19 protein-coding genes are annotated in these 19062 nt (G+C 61.9%); 14 read left to right on the forward strand and 5 right to left on the reverse strand.

Annotation, left to right across the window (positions count from 1 at the left end; all coding sequences use genetic code 11):
- Nucleotides 1-4: 4 nt before the first annotated feature.
- The 4 genes from B5D62_RS00690 to B5D62_RS00705 all read left to right on the forward strand — a co-directional run bounded on the left by B5D62_RS00690 (nt 5) and on the right by B5D62_RS00705 (nt 4269).
- Nucleotides 5-901 (forward strand): branched-chain amino acid ABC transporter permease, encoded by an 897-nt coding sequence (locus tag B5D62_RS00690; RefSeq protein ID WP_170920722.1) that lies wholly within the window; start codon nt 5-7, stop codon nt 899-901.
- Nucleotides 902-1074: 173 nt separating this feature from the next.
- A complete protein-coding gene (locus tag B5D62_RS00695) occupies nt 1075-2142 on the forward strand; it encodes a branched-chain amino acid ABC transporter permease (protein ID WP_085931920.1) in 1068 nt (355 codons plus the stop codon).
- 28 nt (nt 2143-2170) lie between these two features.
- Entirely contained in the window at nt 2171-3418 is a 1248-nt protein-coding gene (locus B5D62_RS00700; protein WP_085931921.1) for an ABC transporter substrate-binding protein, read from the forward strand.
- Between the two features lie 56 nt (nt 3419-3474).
- Nucleotides 3475-4269: an ABC transporter ATP-binding protein gene (locus tag B5D62_RS00705; protein ID WP_085931922.1), complete on the forward strand. Its 795-nt coding sequence runs from the start codon at nt 3475-3477 to the stop codon at nt 4267-4269.
- Nucleotides 4270-4629: 360 nt separating this feature from the next.
- Here the strand turns inward: B5D62_RS00705 and B5D62_RS00710 are convergent, their stop codons facing one another.
- The gene (locus B5D62_RS00710) at nt 4630-5304 is read right to left on the reverse strand and encodes a TetR/AcrR family transcriptional regulator (RefSeq protein WP_218190888.1); all 675 of its coding nucleotides are present in this window, start codon (nt 5302-5304) and stop codon (nt 4630-4632) included.
- A gap of 401 nt (nt 5305-5705) precedes the next feature.
- On the opposite strand from B5D62_RS00710, the gene B5D62_RS00715 reads away from it, so the two are divergent.
- The 3 genes from B5D62_RS00715 (at nt 5706) to B5D62_RS00725 (ending at nt 8384) form a co-directional block, all read left to right on the forward strand.
- A complete protein-coding gene (locus B5D62_RS00715) occupies nt 5706-6863 on the forward strand; it encodes an LLM class flavin-dependent oxidoreductase (RefSeq protein WP_085931924.1) in 1158 nt (385 codons plus the stop codon).
- 209 nt (nt 6864-7072) lie between these two features.
- Nucleotides 7073-7423, forward strand: a complete 351-nt coding sequence (locus B5D62_RS34305) for an acyl-CoA dehydrogenase family protein (protein ID WP_139373783.1) — start codon at nt 7073-7075, stop codon at nt 7421-7423.
- Nucleotides 7320-8384 (forward strand): Zn-dependent alcohol dehydrogenase, encoded by a 1065-nt coding sequence (locus tag B5D62_RS00725; protein ID WP_085931925.1) that lies wholly within the window; start codon nt 7320-7322, stop codon nt 8382-8384. The genes B5D62_RS34305 and B5D62_RS00725 overlap by 104 nt, the downstream gene beginning before the upstream one ends.
- A 49-nt stretch (nt 8385-8433) precedes the next feature.
- Here B5D62_RS00725 and B5D62_RS00730 read toward each other — a convergent pair whose 3' ends face one another.
- From B5D62_RS00730 to B5D62_RS00745, 4 genes are all read right to left on the reverse strand, one after another.
- Nucleotides 8434-9285 carry an alpha/beta fold hydrolase gene (locus B5D62_RS00730; RefSeq protein ID WP_085931926.1) on the reverse strand — a complete coding sequence of 284 codons (852 nt, stop codon included), beginning with the start codon at nt 9283-9285 and terminating at the stop codon, nt 8434-8436.
- Between the two features lie 96 nt (nt 9286-9381).
- Entirely contained in the window at nt 9382-10026 is a 645-nt protein-coding gene (locus B5D62_RS00735) for a carboxymuconolactone decarboxylase family protein (protein ID WP_218190890.1), read from the reverse strand.
- A gap of 145 nt (nt 10027-10171) precedes the next feature.
- A complete protein-coding gene (locus B5D62_RS00740) occupies nt 10172-11401 on the reverse strand; it encodes a cytochrome P450 (RefSeq protein WP_085931928.1) in 1230 nt (409 codons plus the stop codon).
- A gap of 11 nt (nt 11402-11412) precedes the next feature.
- Complete coding sequence (locus B5D62_RS00745; RefSeq protein ID WP_085931929.1) at nt 11413-11628, reverse strand: ferredoxin; 216 nt, start codon at nt 11626-11628, stop codon at nt 11413-11415.
- Nucleotides 11629-11971: 343 nt separating this feature from the next.
- Here B5D62_RS00745 and B5D62_RS00750 point away from each other — a divergent pair, with 343 nt between their 5' ends.
- Genes B5D62_RS00750 through B5D62_RS00780 form a run of 7 tightly spaced genes read left to right on the forward strand, consistent with a single transcriptional unit; the run spans nt 11972 to nt 19055 of the window.
- The gene (locus B5D62_RS00750) at nt 11972-12745 is read left to right on the forward strand and encodes an SDR family oxidoreductase (protein WP_218190891.1); all 774 of its coding nucleotides are present in this window, start codon (nt 11972-11974) and stop codon (nt 12743-12745) included.
- Between the two features lie 4 nt (nt 12746-12749).
- The gene (locus tag B5D62_RS00755) at nt 12750-13541 is read left to right on the forward strand and encodes an enoyl-CoA hydratase-related protein (RefSeq protein ID WP_085931930.1); all 792 of its coding nucleotides are present in this window, start codon (nt 12750-12752) and stop codon (nt 13539-13541) included.
- A 10-nt stretch (nt 13542-13551) separates the two neighbouring features.
- Nucleotides 13552-14706, forward strand: coding sequence for an acyl-CoA dehydrogenase family protein (locus tag B5D62_RS00760; protein WP_085931931.1), 1155 nt, complete (start codon nt 13552-13554; stop codon nt 14704-14706).
- Between the two features lie 13 nt (nt 14707-14719).
- Entirely contained in the window at nt 14720-15502 is a 783-nt protein-coding gene (locus B5D62_RS00765; protein ID WP_085931932.1) for an enoyl-CoA hydratase/isomerase family protein, read from the forward strand.
- A 36-nt stretch (nt 15503-15538) separates the two neighbouring features.
- Nucleotides 15539-16705 (forward strand): aromatic ring-hydroxylating oxygenase subunit alpha, encoded by a 1167-nt coding sequence (locus B5D62_RS00770; RefSeq protein ID WP_085931933.1) that lies wholly within the window; start codon nt 15539-15541, stop codon nt 16703-16705.
- A gap of 52 nt (nt 16706-16757) precedes the next feature.
- A complete protein-coding gene (locus B5D62_RS00775; protein ID WP_085931934.1) occupies nt 16758-17858 on the forward strand; it encodes an amidohydrolase family protein in 1101 nt (366 codons plus the stop codon).
- A gap of 57 nt (nt 17859-17915) precedes the next feature.
- Complete coding sequence (locus B5D62_RS00780) at nt 17916-19055, forward strand: LLM class flavin-dependent oxidoreductase (protein WP_085931935.1); 1140 nt, start codon at nt 17916-17918, stop codon at nt 19053-19055.
- Nucleotides 19056-19062 lie beyond the last annotated feature (7 nt).

A 19062-nucleotide genomic window follows, 5' to 3' on the forward strand; every position in this document is an offset into this window, starting at 1 on the left:
AGCGATGTCGGAAGATCTCGAGTTTTTCCTGGCGCTGACGCTGAACGGCGCTTCGATTGGCCTAATGTATTCGCTGATCGCCCTGGGGTTCGTGCTGGTCTACAAGGCAACCGACGCCATCAACTTCGCCCAGGGCGAGTTCGTCATGCTGGCGGGTCTGATCGTGGCGGTGTCGCTGTCGATCGAGGCCATGCCGCTGATCGTGGCGATCGCCATCGTCATCGTCGTGATGATCGGCTTCGGCTTTGGCTTCGAGCGCGTCGTGCTGCGACCCTTGCTCGGGCGGCCGGTCGTCGCGGTGATCATGGCGACCATCGGCCTGGCAGCCGTGCTGCGCGGCTTGGGGCCGCTGATCTTCGGCAGCGAAACCCGCGCGGTGTCCCTGCCCGTCGGCGATGACCCGATCGTCCTTGGTCCGGCGAGCCTGCCGCCGATCCAGGTTGTGGGCGCCGCTGTCGCGCTGCTGTTCTTCCTCGCTTTCAGCTGGTTCTTCAAGAAGAGCCGCATGGGCGTGGCCATGCGCGCCGTCGCCGACAACCAGCAGGTGGCACAGGCCATGGGCATCAACGTCGAGCGCTACTTTGCGCTCGCCTGGGCGATGGCCGGCATCGTCTCGGCGCTGGGCGGCGTGGTGTGGGGCGCCATGCTGGGCGTCGACGTGCAGCTGGCCCTGGTCGGGCTAAAAGTCTTCCCGGTGGTGATCCTGGGCGGCCTCGATTCGATCGGCGGCGCGCTGGTCGGCGGGCTGATCATCGGCATCGTCGAAAGCCTGGCGGCCGGCTACCTCGATCCGTTCGTGGGCGGCGGCACCAAGGACTTCGCGCCCTACGTGCTGATGATCCTGGTGCTGATGATCAGACCCTACGGCATCTTCGGCCGCCGCCAGATCGAGCGGGTGTGATGATGGGGAGCCTTCTTCTTCGCTGGGGGCGCACCACTCCAGTGGCGCGTCTTCGGAGCGCGGACCTCCAGGTCCGCATCATGACCGATGAGCGGACCTGGAGGTCCGCGCTCCAGCAAGATCATGACGCGCCACTGGAGTGGCGCGCCCCCAGCGTCGAGCGCGTGTAGCCCATGTTCCACCGCGAATCCGGAGTCTTCAAGACGACCTACAGCGCCGACATGGCGCTCTATCCGCTGCCGATCGCCAAGTGGACCATGATCGCGCTGGCGGTGATCTTCGTGCTGATCGTCCCGCTGGCCGTGCACGAATATTACCTGTCGATCCTGAACCTGATCTTCATCGCCATCGTGGGCGCGCTGGGGCTGAACATCCTGGTGGGCTACACCGGCCAGATCTCGATCGGCCACGGCGCCTTCATGTCGGTCGGCGCCTATACCGCTGCCAACCTCGCGGTGAAGCTCGGCCTGCCGTTCTGGCTGACCTTGCCGGCGGGCGGCCTGATGGCGGCATTGATCGGCGTCGTGGTCGGCATGCCGAGCCTCCGCATCAAGGGTCTTTACCTGGCGATCGCCACCCTGGCCGGCCAGCTCATCATCGAATGGACGATCAATCGCGTGCCGGCGATCTCGGGCGGCGCCCAGGCCTCGATCGAGGTCGACCGGCCGAGCCTGTTCGGTTTTGCCTTCAACACCCAGGGCCGGCTCTATTTCTTCCTGCTGTTCTTCGCCGTGATCGCCATCATCGCGACCCTGAACCTGGTGCGCAGCCGCATCGGCCGCGCCTTCGTGGCGGTGCGCGACCAGGACATCGCGGCCGAGATCATCGGCATCAACATCTACCGCTACAAGCTGCTCGCCTTCGCCATCTCGTCCTTCTATGCCGGCGTCTGCGGCGTGCTTTACACCTACTATTTCGGCATCGCCAACTACGAGCAGTTCCAGCTCATCGTCTCGATCGACTACCTCGCCATGATCATCATCGGCGGGCTGGGCTCGGTGCTGGGCACGATCCTGGGCGCCACGTTCGTCACATTGCTGCCTATAGTGATCCGCATTTTCATGGAGAACGTCGGATCGCTGTTCTTCACCGCAGTCGAGATGGCCAACGTCATCTCGGGCCTGCGGCTGGGGTTGTTCGGCGCCTTGATCATCTTCTTTTTGATCGTCGAGCCCGAAGGGCTCAATCGTCTGTGGAGGAATGTCCGGAGCTATTTCCGGGTATGGCCCTTCTCCTATTAGAGGGGCATAGCTGCGAAGGGAGCAACTCATGACAAGGTTCGTTAAAAGCTGGCTCGGGATCGCGGCGATCACCGCAACCCTCGTTTTTAGCGGAGGCCAAGCCTTCGCTCAGAAGGAACTCGTATTCGGCCTGCAATGCGACAGGACCGGCGCGACTGCGACCGTGGGAACGGCGCTGTGCCCCGGCTATCACGACTACATCGCCCTGGTGAACAGCAAGGGCGGCGTCGAGGGCCACAAGATCAGGGTCATCGAGATCGACAACGAGTACAAGGTCCCGCCCGGCATCGAGGCGCACGAACGGTTCAAGAAGGATGGGGCGATCATCGAGGGTCTCTACGCTACCCCTGTAGTTATGGCGCTCACTAAGAGGCTCGAAGAGGACAAGATACTCGGCACGTCGCCCGGCTTCGGGGCGGCTGCGGCGGCTGACGGCAAGCGCTTTCCGTATGCCTTCCCAATCGCCGCAACCTACTGGTCGCAGGCGGGTGCAGCGGTGGCTTTTGCCAAGGAGAAGCTGGGCGATCTCAAGGGCAAGAAGATCGCCTATCTATTCTACGACAACCCGGCGGGCAAGGAACCACTGCCTATCCTCGAGGACCTCGCCAAGTCCGAGGGGTTCGAGCTGCGCACCTTCGCGGTGCCGGCGCCGGGCCTGGAGATGGGCGCGCAGATTCTCGACATCACCGGCCGCTACAAGCCGGACTTCATCATCACCCACTTGTTCGGCCGCTCGCCGTCGGTCTCGATCAAAGAGTTGAAGGGCAAGGGCTACCCACTCAGCAAGGTGATTGCCTTCGTGTGGGGCGGCGCCGAGGCCGACGTCATCGCCGCCGGTGGCTACGGCGTGGCCGAAGGTTACAACACCATCCAGTTCGCCAGCGTCGGCAAGGACTTCCCGGTGATCAAGGACATCGAAGCGATGTACAAGGCGCAGGGCAAGAGCCCGCCCAAGGAGATGGACTCGACCGTCTACTACAATCGCGGCGTCTTCATCGCGGCGTTGCACGTCGAGGCGGTGCGTAACGCTATCAAGGCCAAGGGCGGTGCGGCGCCGACTTCGGAAGAGGTCAAGAAAGGCATGGAGTCGATCAAGGGCTTTACCCTGGGTGGCCTCGTACCACCGATGGAGATCACCCCGGCCGACCACGAGGGCGGCGGCTGGGTGCAGATCTGGACCGTCAAAGGCGGCAAGCTCGTCAAGAGCAAGGACTGGTTCCAGGGCTACCGGCCGGTCATCCTCAAGCACCTCGCGGCGGAAGCCTCGAAGTCCTGAACGCGAAAAGGGCGGGCGGCAATCGCCCGCCACTCGCACCTCACACAGATTGGTTCATGCTCGCAATCAATAACATCGAGGTCGTCTACGACCGCGTCATACTCGTCCTGAAGGGCGTGTCGATTGATGTCGGCGAAGGTGCGATTACGACATTGCTGGGCGCCAACGGCGCCGGCAAGACGACCACGCTTAAGGCCATCTCGGGCGTGTTGCGCAGCGAGCGCGGCGAGGTCACCAAGGGCACGATCCAGCTTGGTGAGCAACGCATCGACGGGCTGCGTGCCCACGACGTGACGCGGCTGGGCCTCGCCCAGGTCTTCGAGGGAAGACGGGTGTTCGAGCATCTGACCACGGAGGAGAACCTGATCGCCGGCGGCCACGTCCAGAAACACGGTGCTTCGGTGAAGCAGGGCATCGAGCTGGTTTATTCGTATTTCTCGCGGCTGCGCGAGCGGCGGCATCAGCAATCGGGCTACCTGTCCGGCGGCGAGCAGCAGATGCTGGCGATCGGCCGGGCGCTGATGAGCCAGCCCAAGGTCGTGCTGCTCGACGAGCCCTCGCTGGGTTTGGCGCCCATGCTGGTCGAGGAGATCTTCGGCATCGTCAGCCGTCTGGTGAAGCAGGAGAACCTTTCGGTCCTGCTGGTCGAGCAGAACGCCACCATGGCGCTGGCGGTGGCCGATCACGGCTATGTCATGGAGAACGGCCGGATCGTGCTGGAAGGCCCGGCTGAGAAGCTGCGCAGCAACTCCGACATCAAGGAGTTCTATCTCGGCCTCAATGAAGGCGGGGCACGCAAATCCTACCACGACACGAAGCACTACAAGCGCCGCAAACGATGGCTCTCATGATCTTCGATAACGCAAGAACCGGCAGCCGCACCGAAATGGGGCCCAGCTTTGCGGCTGAGCCGAATGATCGGTTCGCTCGTAAGACACAGCGACGCCGTCTCTCGTGCGCTATCGCCAGCGCCCCGGGATGACGGACCTGATAGGGACCTCGTTTGTCGTACTCAGTCGTCGCTGAAGAGCTCGCAAATGTTGAAGTGGGAACGAAATGTGCGCTGGAAGCAGATTTGGAATCGCAGGATTTGACGCCGCAGTGGCCGGATCTCGCGATCTCGTTCTTGGTGAAAAGAGTCTCTGCTTCCCGACATGATCGCGCGCAAAAATTTGATGGTCTTCGATCAGCTCGCGCTCGCCTCTGATCACTCAAGAACGAGCACGCCGCCCTTTGGAAGAACGTTCGAGATGGTTGCTGTCCAAGCCTGCGCCATTCAGCACGATATCGCATACATTCTGAGCCAGCTCGGAAACAGCCAAATCACCTGGACGATACCACGTAGCCGCCCAGTTCATTGCACCGAGCAGCAACAAGCGCAAAACCATCAAGTCGACATCTCTTCGAATCGCTCCGGCGCGCTGTCCCTCGGAAAGCAGCCGGCCCCAATACTCACCATATGCGGCGCGAAGCTTTCGATTCTGCCGTTTGACGGCGGCCGGCGCCTGCTCGAACACTCGGATATTCGCCGACGTATAGTCGCTCTGCTGCAAAAGCATCGTAAGATGGGCTGTCACAGCGGCTTCGAGCTTTTCACTGAATGCGGATGAAGCCGGCAAGGACCCGACGGCGAGACGGACCGCCGAGAACACTCGGGTAATGCCTACATCGAGCACCTCCTGCAGGATATCGTCCTTCGACTCGAAGTGATAGTAGATGCTTCCACCCTGCATCTCTGCAGTCATTGCGATGTCGTTAATGGTCGTTGCGGCATATCCTTTGAGACTGAACGCGCGTGCCGCCGCATCGAGAATGCGCTGCCGCGTGATAGCCGATTTCGGATGGGACGTACGACGGGACCGCGTCGACACTTCCTGTTGACTCACTCAAAACCCCCTTTGGAGCCAGCGTGGATTGGCTCAAACCCAACAAGATTGCAGCATTTGCCGCCGCACTCGGTGCGCGAAGCGCCATTTTGATGTTCTCATCATATCGATATGCGGCCCAAATAGTAGGATGATCCGTTGTCGCGATTGGTTACGAACGGCCAGTCTCTGTCGGCCAGTCCCTTGACTTCCTGGCACGGCGTGCCTAGCGTATCTAACGGCCATTCGAAATTGGCCCATGTCCAGGATTTCGACTTTCGTGTATCTTGAGACGGTAGGCCGTCGCAGCCATTACCTCATTATGCGACAGTGCGGCAGCGAGCCGCCGAGTTGACCTCTTCGAGAGCATGTAACGATCGATCCTGAAGGTATAGGCGTCTTTCAAGTCAGGACCGACCTACATGATCAAACGCTTCCATGTCCTTTATGTCGGACAAATCGAGCTGGACAATATCGGTCTCAAGGGCACGCCCGCCAACGACCGCCGCTACTCGGACCAGCGCCTGAGCGAGGTCTTCGGGACCGCTCGCGACGTGGCGCGCACCATGGACGATCTCGGTTACTACGCGCTGTGGGCGGCGGAGCACCACTTCCAGCGCGAGGGCTACGAGTGCCTGCCGAACCTGATACAGCTCGGCCTGTGGCTCGCCACGCAGACCCGGCGCCTGAAGTTCGGCTGCGCCTTCAATGTCCTGCCGATGTGGCATCCGATCCGGCTGGCCGAGGACTATGCCATGGCCGACATCGTGACCGACGGCCGGGTGATCATGGGCGTCGGCCGCGGCTACCACAGCCGCGAGGTGGAAACCTTCGGCGCGCCGCTGCTCGATGCCGAGGCCAACCGCGAGTATTTCGAGGAGCAGCTCCAGCTCCTGCTGAAGTGCTTCAATGAGGACTCCTTCCACTTCAAGGGCAAATACTTCGAGTGCCCGCCGCCGGTCGACTACCGCGGCTACCGGCTGAAGGAGATCACGATGGTGCCGCGTCCCAAGCACCTGCCGGTCGACATCTGGATGCCCATCGCTAGCGGCCGGACCATCGACATGATGGCGCGCTACGGCCTCAAGGCCATGGTGACTTTGAACGGCGAGAAGATACTCGACGATGTCGTGCGCGCGTACCATGCCGCCTGCGCCCGCCACGGCCGCCCCAAGCAGCTCGGCGAGGACATGATCTGGGGCGCGGGCTTATACCTTGCTGGCAGCCAGGAGGAGGCGATCCGGCGCGTCGAGCCGGCCCATGACGAGCGCTACAAGTGGTTCGCGCCGTTCGGGTTCGTGCGCTACGCCGATGACCAGGGCCGTACGTGGGGCACTCCTGGTGCGCCGTCGACGATCCCGTCGATCCGCGAGGGTGTGAAGCAGAAGGCATGGTTCTGTGGCACTCCCGCCGAGGTCATTGACGGAATCAGATCAATCGAAGCCAAGTATCCGGGGCTTGAGGATTTCATGATCCACTGGGCTGAAGGATTGTCGCCAGCCGAGTTCAAGGAGCAGCTGCGCTGGTTCGCGCGCGATGTCATGCCGGCGTTCGGGAAAGCAAAGCTTGCTGCAGAGTAGCGCGCCACGAAGCGCACGAGGTAACGCGATGGCCAGACGTTTTCTGGTGGCATTTTGTCTTCGTGGCGCTCTTGCGACGATCCGTCCACGGCAGAGCGCCGGGTACGTCCGGTCGGCCAGATTCCCGGGGCGGCCGACAATCGTGACGTCGCTCGCATGATCGATTTCCTAACGAACGAACAACGCCAGGCGCAGAACTCGGGCGACACCTGGCGCGCGAGCAAATCGCCGTGCGCGCCCAGGAGACCGGTGCCAAGGACGAATATCCGCAGGACATGCTTGGCCTGTTCACATTGCCGGTTCCGACGGACTATGGCGGCATGAACAACGTCCTGGCAGCCTGCTTGGCGATCGAAGAGTTCAGCCGCGTTTGCCACAGCACTGCCTATCGGGCAGAACTCAATCGCGCCGGGATAAGCGTCGGGGAGGAACGAAGTGAAAGCCCAAGCCGCCGTCATGTACGCCATCAACGAACCGTTGAGGATCGAAGAGATACTTCTCGACAAGCCGGCCCGCGGCGAGGTGCTGATTCGCACCGCCTTTGCGGGCGTCTGCCATAGTGACCTGCACTACATAGAGGGCCTCTACACGCGTCCGTGCCCGTGCGTTCTGGGCCACGAATCGGCCGGTGTGGTAGAGGCGGTCGGCGACGACGTGACCTACGTGAGACCAGGCGATCATGTGATCACGTGCATCTCTACGTTCTGTGGCGAGTGCGAGTACTGCATGACTGGCCGGCTATCGCTTTGCTTGAGCCCAAGCACGCGCCGCGATCCGAATGGGCCACAGCGCATTATGCTGAACGGGACGCCGTTACCGCACACGAGCAATCTTTCGTCGTTCGCCGAATATATGCTGGTGCATGAGCGTTCGATCGTGAAGATCCGCTCCGACATACCGCTGGACCGGGCGGCGGTGATTGGATGTGCCGTCATGACGGGCGCGGGGGCAGTGTTCCGAACTGCAAAGGTCGAGCCAGGATCAACGGTTGCGGTGATCGGGCTGGGTGGCATTGGCCTGTCGGCCGTGAACGGCGCTGCAATCGCTGGCGCCGGTCGCATCATCGCGATCGACAAGGTCGCCTCAAAACTCGAGTTGGCGAAGGAGTTTGGCGCGACGGACGTGTTGGACGCGAGCGCGGCCGATCCGATCAAGGCGGTTCGCGAGATGACCGCTGGTGGGGTCGAATACTCGTTCGAGTGTGTCGGCTCGAAGACGACGGTTGAGCAGGCGTTCCGCATGTTGCGGCGCGGGGGCACGGCCACGATCATCGGCATGATGCCACTGGGCACCCGATTTGAGGTCTCCGGGGCGGAGCTTCTTGGCGAGAAGCGCATCCAGGGCTCCGCGATGGGATCCAACAAGTTCCGGATCGATATGCCGCGGTTGGTTGACTTCTATCTGCGGGGCGATCTGAAGCTCGACAAGCTCATTTCGGGGCGCACCCGGCTTACCGGCATCAACGATGCGTTCGCGCAACTCAAAACTGGCGAACCGGCCCGGACAGTCATCCAGTTCTAAGGCCGCCTGCGCTGAGGCGGCCGCTGTGTATGACCCGGAGTATTGTCTCTCACTTGGTCGGGTAGAGGGTTTCCAAGAACCCAAGGACGGCGTCCGAGAAACGATCGTTCTGATCGCCGACCACCATATGCCCTGCATCCGCGACATTCGAATACCTTGCGCCTGGAACAAGCTCCAGAAATGCCTTGGTGACCTCTTCGCTGACCAGGTCGCTCATTCCTCCTCGAACTAGGTGGATCGGACAGCCAACGCGCCGAGCGGCATTTTCCAGTCGCTCGAAGCGCCGTTCGTGCTCTGGTGGCTGCACATTGGTGATGAAACGTGGATCCCAATGCCATCGGTAGCGACCGTCTGGTCCGAGCCGCAGGTTCTTGGTGAGACCATTCAGGTTTCGGCGCCGCTGGCGATGAGGCAAGTAGTCAGCAATGACGTCTGCTGCTTCATCGATTGATCCGAAACCCTTCTGAACATGGGCGGTCATGAAGCCCACGATGCGATCTATCCCTGCCATCTCCATTCTTGGCGTGACGTCAACCAACGTCAGACTGGAGAATGTTCCCGGCGCTTTCTCTCCCTCGGCAACAAGAGCGGCGAGTCCGCCGAGAGAGGCGCCGACTATCGCGGGCGGGCGGCCGAGATGTCGAGCAACTGCGATCAAGTCCTCGGCGAATGCGTCCAGTTCGTATCGTCCATGTTCCGACCAGTCGCTGTCACCATGTCCGCGCAGGTCGAGCGCAATGGCGCGATAACCTCGGGCGGACAGCTTTCTAATGGTATTGCCCCACGCGTGTCGGGTCTGGCCGCCACCGTGGGCCAGCAGGATCGCCGGCTGATCACCTCTCCCGACAACACTGGCGGCAAGCCGATTTCCATCAACGCCTACCAAACTCAACTCTTCCATGGACGTCTCCTGCATACACTTAACCAAATCAGGTCCCAGCCAAATGCTACGGTCGGAACATGTCGACGCATTGGTTGGGCAAGACGCATGCACGTCTCAGGCATCGCCTCCCTCAGGGATTTTGCCATCGGGCGGCCAGCCCTTGACGCCTTCTTCCAAAGGGATCTCGAGGCTTCGAAGAAGTTGTGCGAACATGTTCCAGTTTCCGATCGCGATGACCATCTCGAGCATCTGCTCGGAACTGCCGACGTGCCGCACGCACTCGGCCCACACGGAGTCGGAGATTTTGCCATGCCCCAGTGTATCGTCGACTGCGGCCAGCACCGCGCGGTCGGCCGCGCCAAGCCGCGTCGACGAGCGCCAATCGCGGACTGCGAGGACGTCCTCCGGGGGCAGCCCGACGCGTGCCGCGAAATGCCAGTGCTGGGTCCATTCGTACTTGGCGCCCGTAATCCACCCGATACGCATGATCAGCAGCTCGCGAAGACGGACGTCCAGCTTGTTGCCGGTGAACAGAAGCGTGGTCAGCAAGTGATTGACCGCAGCCGCGAGTTGCGGATGACGCAACAGCGTTCGGTAAACGCTGAGGCTAGCCATCGACTCCCGAATACCGCACTCTCGGGCAACGGCCTTCGCTTGGTCGACTGACAACATCTCTACCCGTGCGACCATCCAATCTTCCCTTCCTGCGTGACCAACCGCCACCGCTACGCCAATTTCCATCACGCGCCGTTCATCCATGTGATGGCGCAGCCACCTTGGTTCCCGCCGCTGTTAGGGTGCCCGACGAAGAGCAGCTGAGCAGAGCCGGTCCGGTCGGGAGCGAGCAGCGTTCCACAAACTGCAAGTGTCAACGAGCATCAAGAAGCGGGCGAAGCTCCCAAGGTCATTTAAAAACCAATGGAAGCTTACGAGGACCGCGGACCGGGCCGTGCGACCAGATCACCGAGGCCGGATCAGTGAGCTCGAAGTCAGGAATGCGGGCGAGCCATTCCTCGAGTGCAACGGTGATCTCCATGCGGGCCAGATTCGAGCCGATACAACGATGAATGCCCAGCCCGAACGCCGCATGGCGGTTCTCCGTCCGATCAATCACCACACGATCAGCCTGCGGAAAGACCTCTGGATCGCGGTTCGCCGCCGGAAAAGACAGCAACACCATTTCGCGCTCCTTGAACGGGCAGCCGCCAACCGTGGTTTCCTTGGCGACCTGGCGGGCCATCGTCACCGGGGCGTAGGCTCGCAGAAACTCCTCTATGGCAGTCGGCATGAGTGCCGGTTCGCTGAGGAGCCGGCGACGGTCATCGCGATGCTGGGCCAGATGCCATAGGCATGAGCCGATGGCGCTCCAGGTCGTGTCGATACCCGCAATTAGCAGAAGGCGAAGCGTGCCGAGTATGTGCTCATCGGACAGGGGCTGATCAGCCATTCGGGCCTTGAGCAGGAACGTAATGAGATCCTCCCCGCCTGCCGAGCGTCGTTGGGCGATATGTTGCCTGAAGTAGTCGTCCATTTCATCAAGCGCTTTGCGGAAGGACACATCTTCGGCAATGCCATCGTGGAGAAGCAGTTGGATCCAACGCCGAAACGTCTCGCCATCTTCCTCTGGCAGTCCGAGCATGTGTGCTATGACGGCGACGGGAACATGCTGCGCGTAGTCCGCTGCCGCGTCGCAGCCATTGTTCGATGCGAAGCGATCGATCAGCTCGCCGCAGATTTTTCGCGTCTTGGGTTCCAGGCGGCTTATGGCGTCAGGCGTGAACGCAGGCAGCAACAGCATGCGCGACGGCCGGTGATGCGGAGGATCAGAGGTAATCGGTGGTGACGCCAGTGTCGACGCTGGTGCAGAAGACTTCTCCTCCTCAGAACCAGATGATGCGCGAGGTGGCATCTCGCGAACTACAACACGGCGCGAAGAAAAGTGTTCCGTATCGTACGCAATCGCCCGGATATCGGCGTAACGACTGGGGAAGTAGACGCCACGATATCTTTCGGTGTGGGCGATTGGGCATTGCCGGCGCAACTCGTCCCAGATCTGGTGGGGCTCAGTGACCCAGCGTGGGTCCAGATGATCAAAATCGGTGGTCCAATCCAGGACAGGCGGACGATCCGTCATCGTGACCTCCTTTATGCTTGCACCACCTTGATAGCGAATTCGGGGCAATTGGCTTCTGCAAGCCGGGCCTTGTCCTCAAGGCCGGCAGGCACTGTGCCGTCGCCGACCGCGTGTGCATGCCCGAACTCATCCAGTTCGAACAATTTCGGTGCTATCGCCTTGCACCTGTTGTGTCCCTGGCATAGCGCTGGATCGACGACGACTTGAAGGACCTTTTGCTCGGGCATCTCCAGAATCCTCCCTGCACAGCGCCCAATAAACCATTGAGGAGTCTGCTTGCGTCACGGTTCTGACCCAATTGACCGCTTCGACGCTTGCCGGTGGGCGATATTCTCTAATGAACGTTAGAAGTTCTGACGCATCTCGTCAATTGGCGCAAACGGCTTCCTTGTCCCAAGGCTGTAGGCCAAGCATCATCGATGCCCGCCGACAGAAGCGTGCCGCTAGGCATTCGCACGGGCGATTGGACTTGCTTGACACATCGATAACATCTACCTAGGTTTCTAATGTATATTTGAAAAGCATGCGTGTGGGCTAGCGATCCCAATCGCCCAGCGTATGTCTTTTGGGATGGCTGTGACCAAGATGCGCGGACTGAAGGACAAACCCGTCATTGTGACCGGCGGTGGCAGTGGTATTGGCCGCGCGATCGCTGAACGCTTGGCCGTGGAAGGAGCCGTGGTTGGCATCTTCGACATCAACGGCCAAGCGGCGGAGGCCACAGCGAACTCGCTTCGAGAGAACGGCGGCCGTGCATTCGGGTACAAGGTCGACATTGTTGATTATGACGCGGTGGCACGGGCCGTTGATGCGTTTGAAGCAGCTGCCGGACCGATCAGTGGACTGGTGAACAACGCGGGTTGGGACAAGGCGGTTCGCTTCGTGGAGACGGACCGGGCCCTCTGGCGAAAGGTGATCGACATCAATCTCTGGGGCCCGCTCAACGTCACGCACGTCGTGCTGAAGAAGATGGTCGAGCACGGCAAGGGCCATATTGTCAGCATAGCCTCCGACGCGGGTCGGGTCGGCTCATCGGGCGAAGCGGTCTATTCGGCTTGCAAGGGCGGCATTGCTGCGTTCGGCAAGACGGTTGCACGAGAAGTTGCGCGTCAAGGAATCGTGGTCAACGCAGTCTGTCCGGGACCGACGGACACACCTTTGTTCGCGACTGTCAGCGAATCCGCGGCAGGGCTTGCGGAGGCGCTCAAAAAGGCAATCCCCCTCCGCCGCTTGGGCAAGCCCGATGATTACCCCGGCATCGTATGCTTCCTGTTGAGCGACGATGCCAGCTTCATCACCGGCCAGACGATCAGCGTCTCCGGCGGCCTCACAATGCACGGGTAAGCCGATGGACTATACGGACATCCTCTATGCTGAGGCCAATCAGGTCGCCACGATCACGATCAACCGGCCAAAGGTCTACAATGCTTTCCGCCCGCGCACGGTGGTCGAGTTGCTGGACGCATTCCTCAAAGCGGGCTGGGCGAGCGATATTGGTGCGATCGTGCTCACCGGCGCTGGCGACAAGGCGTTCTGTACCGGTGGGGACCAGTCGGATCACAGCGGCCAATACGGCGACGGGTCGACGCGCGGTACGGTCGGCATGCCGGTCGAGGAGTTGCACAGCGTCATCCGCGACGTGCCCAAGCCGGTCATTGCCAAAGTGCGCGGATACGCGATTGGCGGTGGCAATGTTCTGGCGACGATCTGCGATCTCACCATTGCCGGCGAGGGCGCGATTTTCGGTCAGGTTGGACCGAAAATGGGCTCCGTCGACCCCGGATTCGGCACCGCCTATCTCGCGCGTGTGGTTGGTGAGAAAAAGGCGCGAGAGATCTGGTACATGTGCAGGCGCTACTCGGCGCGCCAGGCGATGGAGATGGGGTTGGTCAACGCCGTGGTGCCCGACGACAAGCTCGACGCCGAAGTCGAGACCTGGTGTGCCGAACTGGTGCAGCGCAGTCCTACGGCCATCGCCATCGCCAAGAAGTCCTTCAATGCCGACAGCGACAGCATTCGCGGTATCGGGGGGCTCGGGATGCAGGCCCTGCGGCTCTACTACGCAACCGCCGAATCCCAGGAAGGGGTCAAGGCCCTCAACGAGAAGCGGCCGCCGCGCTTCCGGGATTTCCTCAAGTAGGAGCTGTAGGTTGGACTTTTCCCTGACCCCCGAACAGCAGCAGATAGGCGAGACGGCGCGGCGCTTCGGTGTCGAGAAGCTCGCCCCGGGCTATATCGCTCGCGAAAAGGACGGACGCATCGCTCCGTCACTGATCAGGGAGATGGGCGGCCTTGGGCTGATCGGGGTCGACCTGCCACAGACGTTCGGTGGGCTCGACGCCGACGGGGTGACGGCTGGGCTCGTGATCGAAGGCGTGGCAGCGGCCGATCTCGGCATTGCTTACGTCCAGCTTCTGGGGTCGCTGATGGGCTCGATCTTGGCGCACCACGCGCCGGTCGAAGTTGCGAAGGAGGTGGTACCGAGGATCTGCCGCGGCGAGACGGTGGTGGCGCTCGGCCTGACCGAGCCCCGTGGCGGGTCCGATGCGGCGAATCTCCAGCTCAAGGCGCGTCGCACCAACGACGGATACGTGCTCGATGGCGAGAAGACTTCGATTTCGATGATCGAGCAGGCTGGATCGATCGTCGTCTTTGCCCGCACGGGCGAGGCAGGTTCCGGTGCTCGTGGCGTGACTGCCTTTCATGTGCCGCTCGACTTGCCGGGCGTCAGCCGCTCCAGCTTCAACGATGTGGGCTCGAAGGTGGTCGGCCGTGGATCGGTCTTCTTCCAGGACGTCAAGGTGCCTGACGAATGGCGCATCGGCGCTGAAGGCGAAGGCTTCCGCACGGTCATGCAGGGTTTCGACTATAGCAGAGCGTTGATTGGGCTGCAGGTGCTGGCGCCAGCCGCCGCGTCGCTCGAGGAGACTTGGCAGTACGTCACCCAGCGCCAGGCCTTCGGCCATCCGCTGGCGCGCTACCAGGGCGTAACAGAGCCACTCGCCGAGGCGGAAACGCTGCTCACGGCCGCACGGCTTCTCTGCTACCGAACGCTGTGGCTGCGCGACCAAGGGAAGCCCCACACGGCGGAAGCCGCAATGTGCAAATGGTGGGCTCCCAAGACAGCCTTCGAGACGATCCACCGTTGCCTCCTGACACACGGCCATTCGGGCTACACTATGGACCTGCCGCATCAGCAGCGGCTGCGCGACGTGTTGGGTCTGCAAATCGGCGACGGCACGGAACAGATCCAGAAGATGATCATCGCGCGCGAGAGGATCGGGCGCGTGGCGGTACCGTACTAGACGGGGGGTGCCGATGGCCGAAGAGTCGCCCGTCCTCACCGAGCTGCAAGGCAATATCGGTGTGGTAACGCTGAATCGTCCCGGCAAGTTCAACTGCATATCGCGCGGTCTGGCGGACGGCCTGTCTGCGGCGGTGCGATCCTTGGAGGCCAACGCTCAGTGTCGTGTCGTCGTGCTCAATGCCAACGGCAAGCATTTCTGCACCGGCGCTGATCTGGACGAAGTCCTCGCGGCGCGCGAGACCCGCGCCACCCTCGAAGCTTTCATCACCGCAGGACACGACGCGCTCACTGCCCTCGAGCACTCGCGCTTGCCAATCGTGGCGGTAGTGCATGGCCTATGCCTCGCCGGCGGGCTTGAGCTCATGATGGCGTGCGATGTCGTAGTCGCCGCCAATTCAGCGCGTTTCGGGGATCAGCATGCGCAGTACGGACTGATCCCAGGGTGGGGCGGTACTCAGCGCTTGCCTCGCATGGTCGGCCTACGGCGGGCCCTACACCTAATGTACAGCGCCGAGTGGCTGGACGCGGTAACAGCGCGCGAATGGGGCCTGGTAAATCTTGTGGTCGAGGAAGCGGCGCTTGCCGAGCGCGCCATGACGTATGCGCAGACGCTGGAGGCTCGTAATCCACAGGCCATCGCGGCGATGAAGTCGCTCGCCCGCAAAGGCCTCGACGTACCGCTGGCCGAGGGGCTGGCGCGCGAGTGCGAGTGCGTCGTCGACGCGCTGCGATCGGAGAACGTCTCCGAAGGATTGGCCGCCTTTCAGGCCCGTCGGATCCCGAAATTCAGTTAGTCCGGTGCACCTTGTACGCGATCAGGAGGATTACTCATGGAGCACGCAACACAAGTCGAACTGGCTCGCACTATGTTCTCATACATCGACAAGGGCGAGCAGGCGCGTAGCGTATCGCCCTTTGCCAATCCGGTCCGAGACTATATCTGTTCAGGTCAGGCCGCGCACGAACGCGACCTGTTGTTCCGCGAGCATCCCCTCATCCTCGGCATGACTGCCGACCTTCCAAAGCCCGGCGATTTCTTTACCAACGATTTCACCGGCCGTCCGATCCTGGTTGTTCGCGGCAAAGACGGCAAGGTGAACGCGTTCCTCAACGTCTGCCGCCATCGTGGCGCCAAGCTGGCGACAGCTGATCTCGCACAAGGTTGTGCGCGGGCCGGCGCCTCCTTCACGTGTCCCTACCATGGGTGGGCGTATGGCCTGGATGGGCAATTGCTGGGCGTGCGCGACGCTGAGGCGTTCGGCGACGTCGACCGCGCCACGCACGGCCTGCGGCGGCTTGCGGCGGTGGAACGCCACGGATTCATCTGGGTTCGGCCCGGCGGCGACACGCCCTTTGATCCCGACGCGATCCTGGGCGATCTCACGTCGGAATTCGGGGCGTACGGCTTCGAGCGCTACAGCCACTACGAGACACGAACGCTGCGGCGGGCGATGAACTGGAAGCTCGTCATCGGCACCTTCCTGGAGGGCTATCATATCAAGGTCCTTCATCGGAACACGATCGCACCGCTGATTCTCGGCGCGCACACCACCTTCGATGCCTATGGCCGCCATGGGCGCATGGCGGTGCCGCGCCCGGGGCTGGCGGCGTTGCGCGAAACGCCGGAGCGCGACTGGGACGTGCTGAGGCACACGGCGGTCGTCTATGCGCTGTTCCCGAACACCGTGCTGGTCTGGCAGGGCGACCACATGGAGACCTGGCGCGTCTTCCCGGGGGCCAGTCCCGACGAGAGTGTGATGCATGCCTCGCTCTACATTCCGGAACCGGCACTCACCGACAAGGCGAAACGCCATTGGGATCGCAACATGAAGATCCTGCTCGACACGGTAGAACAGGAGGACTTCCCGCTGGGGGAGAACATGCAGCGCGGCTTCCATTCCGGCGCGCAAGACCACCTGCTGTTCGGCCGCAACGAGCCGGCGCTGGCACATTTCCATCGTTCCGTCCACAAGGCACTGGGGCTTCCAGGAGCATGAATCCTCTCCAGGGGGCACGCCCATCAACGATCAGCTACGCGAGGAGACAACCATGACTTTCGTTCCAATATCCGCAGATTCGCACATCACCGAGCCGGCAAATTGCTATCGCGACCATATCGAGCCCGCTTGGCGCGAACGCGCGCCCCACATCGAGCGCGATCCCAAGTTCGGCGACGTCTATGTCGTCGAAGGCATGAAGCAGACCATCCCGATGGGCCTGGTTGCTGCGGCCGGCGTCGAGCCCAGCAGCCTCCGCCCCGGCGGCGCGTACTTCGAGGACCTTCATCGCGGCGGCTGGGATCCGGCAGCCCGGCTGGCCGACCAGGACCGCGATGGTGTGGGCGCCGAAGTCATCTATCCGACCGTCGGCATGGTGCTCTGCAATCATCCGGACCAGGACTACAAGAAGGTCTGCTTCGACGCCTACAATCGCTGGCTCCAGCAGTATACCGCGCACGCGCCGGACCGCCTGATCGGCATCGGCCAGACCGGCATTCGAACCGTCAACGAAGGTATCGCCGATCTCGAGCGCATCAAGGCAATGGGCTTTAGGGGCGTCATGATGCCCGGCAACCCAGGCGAACTCGACTATGATGACCCGGCCTACGATCCCTTCTGGGAAGCGGCCGTGGCCCTGGACCTGCCGTTGTCGTTCCATATCCTGACGTCGAAGACCGACAGCATCAATTCGCACCGCGGTCCCAAGATTAGCGGATTTCTTTCGATTATCCGCGGCTGTCAGGACATCATGAGCATGCTGATCTACAGCGGCGTGTTCGAACGCCATCCCAAGCTTAAGGTGGTGTGTGTCGAGGCCGATGCCGGCTGGGCGCCGCACTTCATGTACCGCATGGACCATGCGTACAAGCGCCACCGCTACTGGATGAAGGGCAAGGAGCTGGCGCGGCTGCCGTCAGAGTATTTCCGCAACAACATCAGCTTGACGTTCCAAGACGACTACGTTGCGTTCAAGCTCGCCGACATGCTGGCGCCTCAGCAGTTGATGTGGGCCAACGACTTTCCTCATAGCGATTCGACCTGGCCGTGGAGTCAGGACGTGATCGCCGAGCAGACCGCACATCTCAGTCCATCCTTGAGGCAACGGGTCCTGCACGACAACGTGGCAGACCTCTACAAGCTTGCGGCCTAACCGCACCCCGCTTCTCCTCCTGAGCCGGAAGCAAGTTCGGAAGCAACGAGGGACCTCATGAAGTTCAGCCTGTTCGTCTACTGCACGATCGGCCGGCGGGCTGAACTCGAAGGCGGAATGGCCGGCCGCAAGCCCGAGCTCTATCAGCGAATGCTCGAAGAGATCGCTGAATATGCGCGCTTTGCCGACGATGCCGGCTATTTCGGGTTTGGCCATCCCGAACACCATCTGCAGATCGAGGGCTTCGAGATCTCGAACGATCCCCGGCTGATGGCGATGTGGCTGGGCAAGCACACAAAAAGGCTGCGGGTCATCACCTGCGGCTTCGTATCGACAACGCACAATCCGCTGCGGGTGGCGGAGGACATCGCCACCATGGACCACATGCTGGGCGGGCGCTTCGGTGTGGGGCTGGTGCGTGGCTACCAGGCGCGCTGGGTCGAGAATTTCAAGGTCCGGGAGGACCTGCACGCGGTCGGCCCCTGGAACAAGGACTCGCCAGCTGACGAAGCCAACCGCGAGTATTTCAGCGAGTTCGTCGATGTCGTGGTCAAGGCGCTGACCCACGATACCTTCAACCATCGCGGCCGGTACTGGAATTTCCCGCCGGTCGGCATGATCAATCCGCATCCGCACGGCGTCTACACGGCCTATGGACAGGGGGTCGCCTCCGATATGCGCATCGACGAGGTCGGCATCGCCCCCCGTCCGCTGCAGACGCCGCACCCGCCGCTCTATGGTGGCTTCGCGGCTTCAATGCGTACGGTGCTCTTCTGGGCAAAGTATGGTGGCAAGCCGATCGTCTTGACGGACAACCTCGACTTCTACAGTCATCTCAATCGTGCATATCACGACGAGGCGGCGAAGCACGGCCGAGCTATCAAGCCCGGTCATGCGACGGCCTGGGGCGGCATCTTCATTTGTGCGCCCACTGATGCCGAAGCGCAAAACCAGCTCAAGGACATGCGCTGGTTTTGGGACCAATGGTCAACTCCGTTCGGGCAGGGCCTGCCCGAGCTCCTCGTCGGCTCGCCAGATACCATCTCGCGCCGGCTTGAGGCAGTCCAGAAAGCTATACCCGGGCAGGACGAGATCGTCCTGCTCATCCCACAAGGCCTGCACGACCGCGGCCAGATCCGGCGATCGCTGGAGCTGATGGCGACCAAAGTCATGCCTCGCTTCGCAGATGCGGCTTGATCATGCC

The sequence above is a fragment of the Enhydrobacter aerosaccus genome (genome assembly GCF_900167455.1).
Classification (GTDB): Bacteria; Pseudomonadota; Alphaproteobacteria; order Reyranellales; family Reyranellaceae; genus Reyranella; species Reyranella aerosaccus.

Coding starts and splice junctions, on each gene's coding strand:
- B5D62_RS00690 (WP_170920722.1), top strand. CDS start 5: ATGTCGGAAGATCTCGAGTTTTTCCTGGCGCTGACGCTGAACGGCGCT.
- B5D62_RS00695 (WP_085931920.1), top strand. CDS start 1,075: ATGTTCCACCGCGAATCCGGAGTCTTCAAGACGACCTACAGCGCCGAC.
- B5D62_RS00700 (WP_085931921.1), top strand. CDS start 2,171: ATGACAAGGTTCGTTAAAAGCTGGCTCGGGATCGCGGCGATCACCGCA.
- B5D62_RS00705 (WP_085931922.1), top strand. CDS start 3,475: ATGCTCGCAATCAATAACATCGAGGTCGTCTACGACCGCGTCATACTC.
- B5D62_RS00715 (WP_085931924.1), top strand. CDS start 5,706: ATGATCAAACGCTTCCATGTCCTTTATGTCGGACAAATCGAGCTGGAC.
- B5D62_RS00725 (WP_085931925.1), top strand. CDS start 7,320: ATGTACGCCATCAACGAACCGTTGAGGATCGAAGAGATACTTCTCGAC.
- B5D62_RS00730 (WP_085931926.1), bottom strand. CDS start 9,285: ATGGAAGAGTTGAGTTTGGTAGGCGTTGATGGAAATCGGCTTGCCGCC.
- B5D62_RS00735 (WP_218190890.1), bottom strand. CDS start 10,026: ATGGATGAACGGCGCGTGATGGAAATTGGCGTAGCGGTGGCGGTTGGT.
- B5D62_RS00740 (WP_085931928.1), bottom strand. CDS start 11,401: ATGACGGATCGTCCGCCTGTCCTGGATTGGACCACCGATTTTGATCAT.
- B5D62_RS00745 (WP_085931929.1), bottom strand. CDS start 11,628: ATGCCCGAGCAAAAGGTCCTTCAAGTCGTCGTCGATCCAGCGCTATGC.
- B5D62_RS00750 (WP_218190891.1), top strand. CDS start 11,972: ATGGCTGTGACCAAGATGCGCGGACTGAAGGACAAACCCGTCATTGTG.
- B5D62_RS00755 (WP_085931930.1), top strand. CDS start 12,750: ATGGACTATACGGACATCCTCTATGCTGAGGCCAATCAGGTCGCCACG.
- B5D62_RS00765 (WP_085931932.1), top strand. CDS start 14,720: ATGGCCGAAGAGTCGCCCGTCCTCACCGAGCTGCAAGGCAATATCGGT.
- B5D62_RS00770 (WP_085931933.1), top strand. CDS start 15,539: ATGGAGCACGCAACACAAGTCGAACTGGCTCGCACTATGTTCTCATAC.
- B5D62_RS00775 (WP_085931934.1), top strand. CDS start 16,758: ATGACTTTCGTTCCAATATCCGCAGATTCGCACATCACCGAGCCGGCA.
- B5D62_RS00780 (WP_085931935.1), top strand. CDS start 17,916: ATGAAGTTCAGCCTGTTCGTCTACTGCACGATCGGCCGGCGGGCTGAA.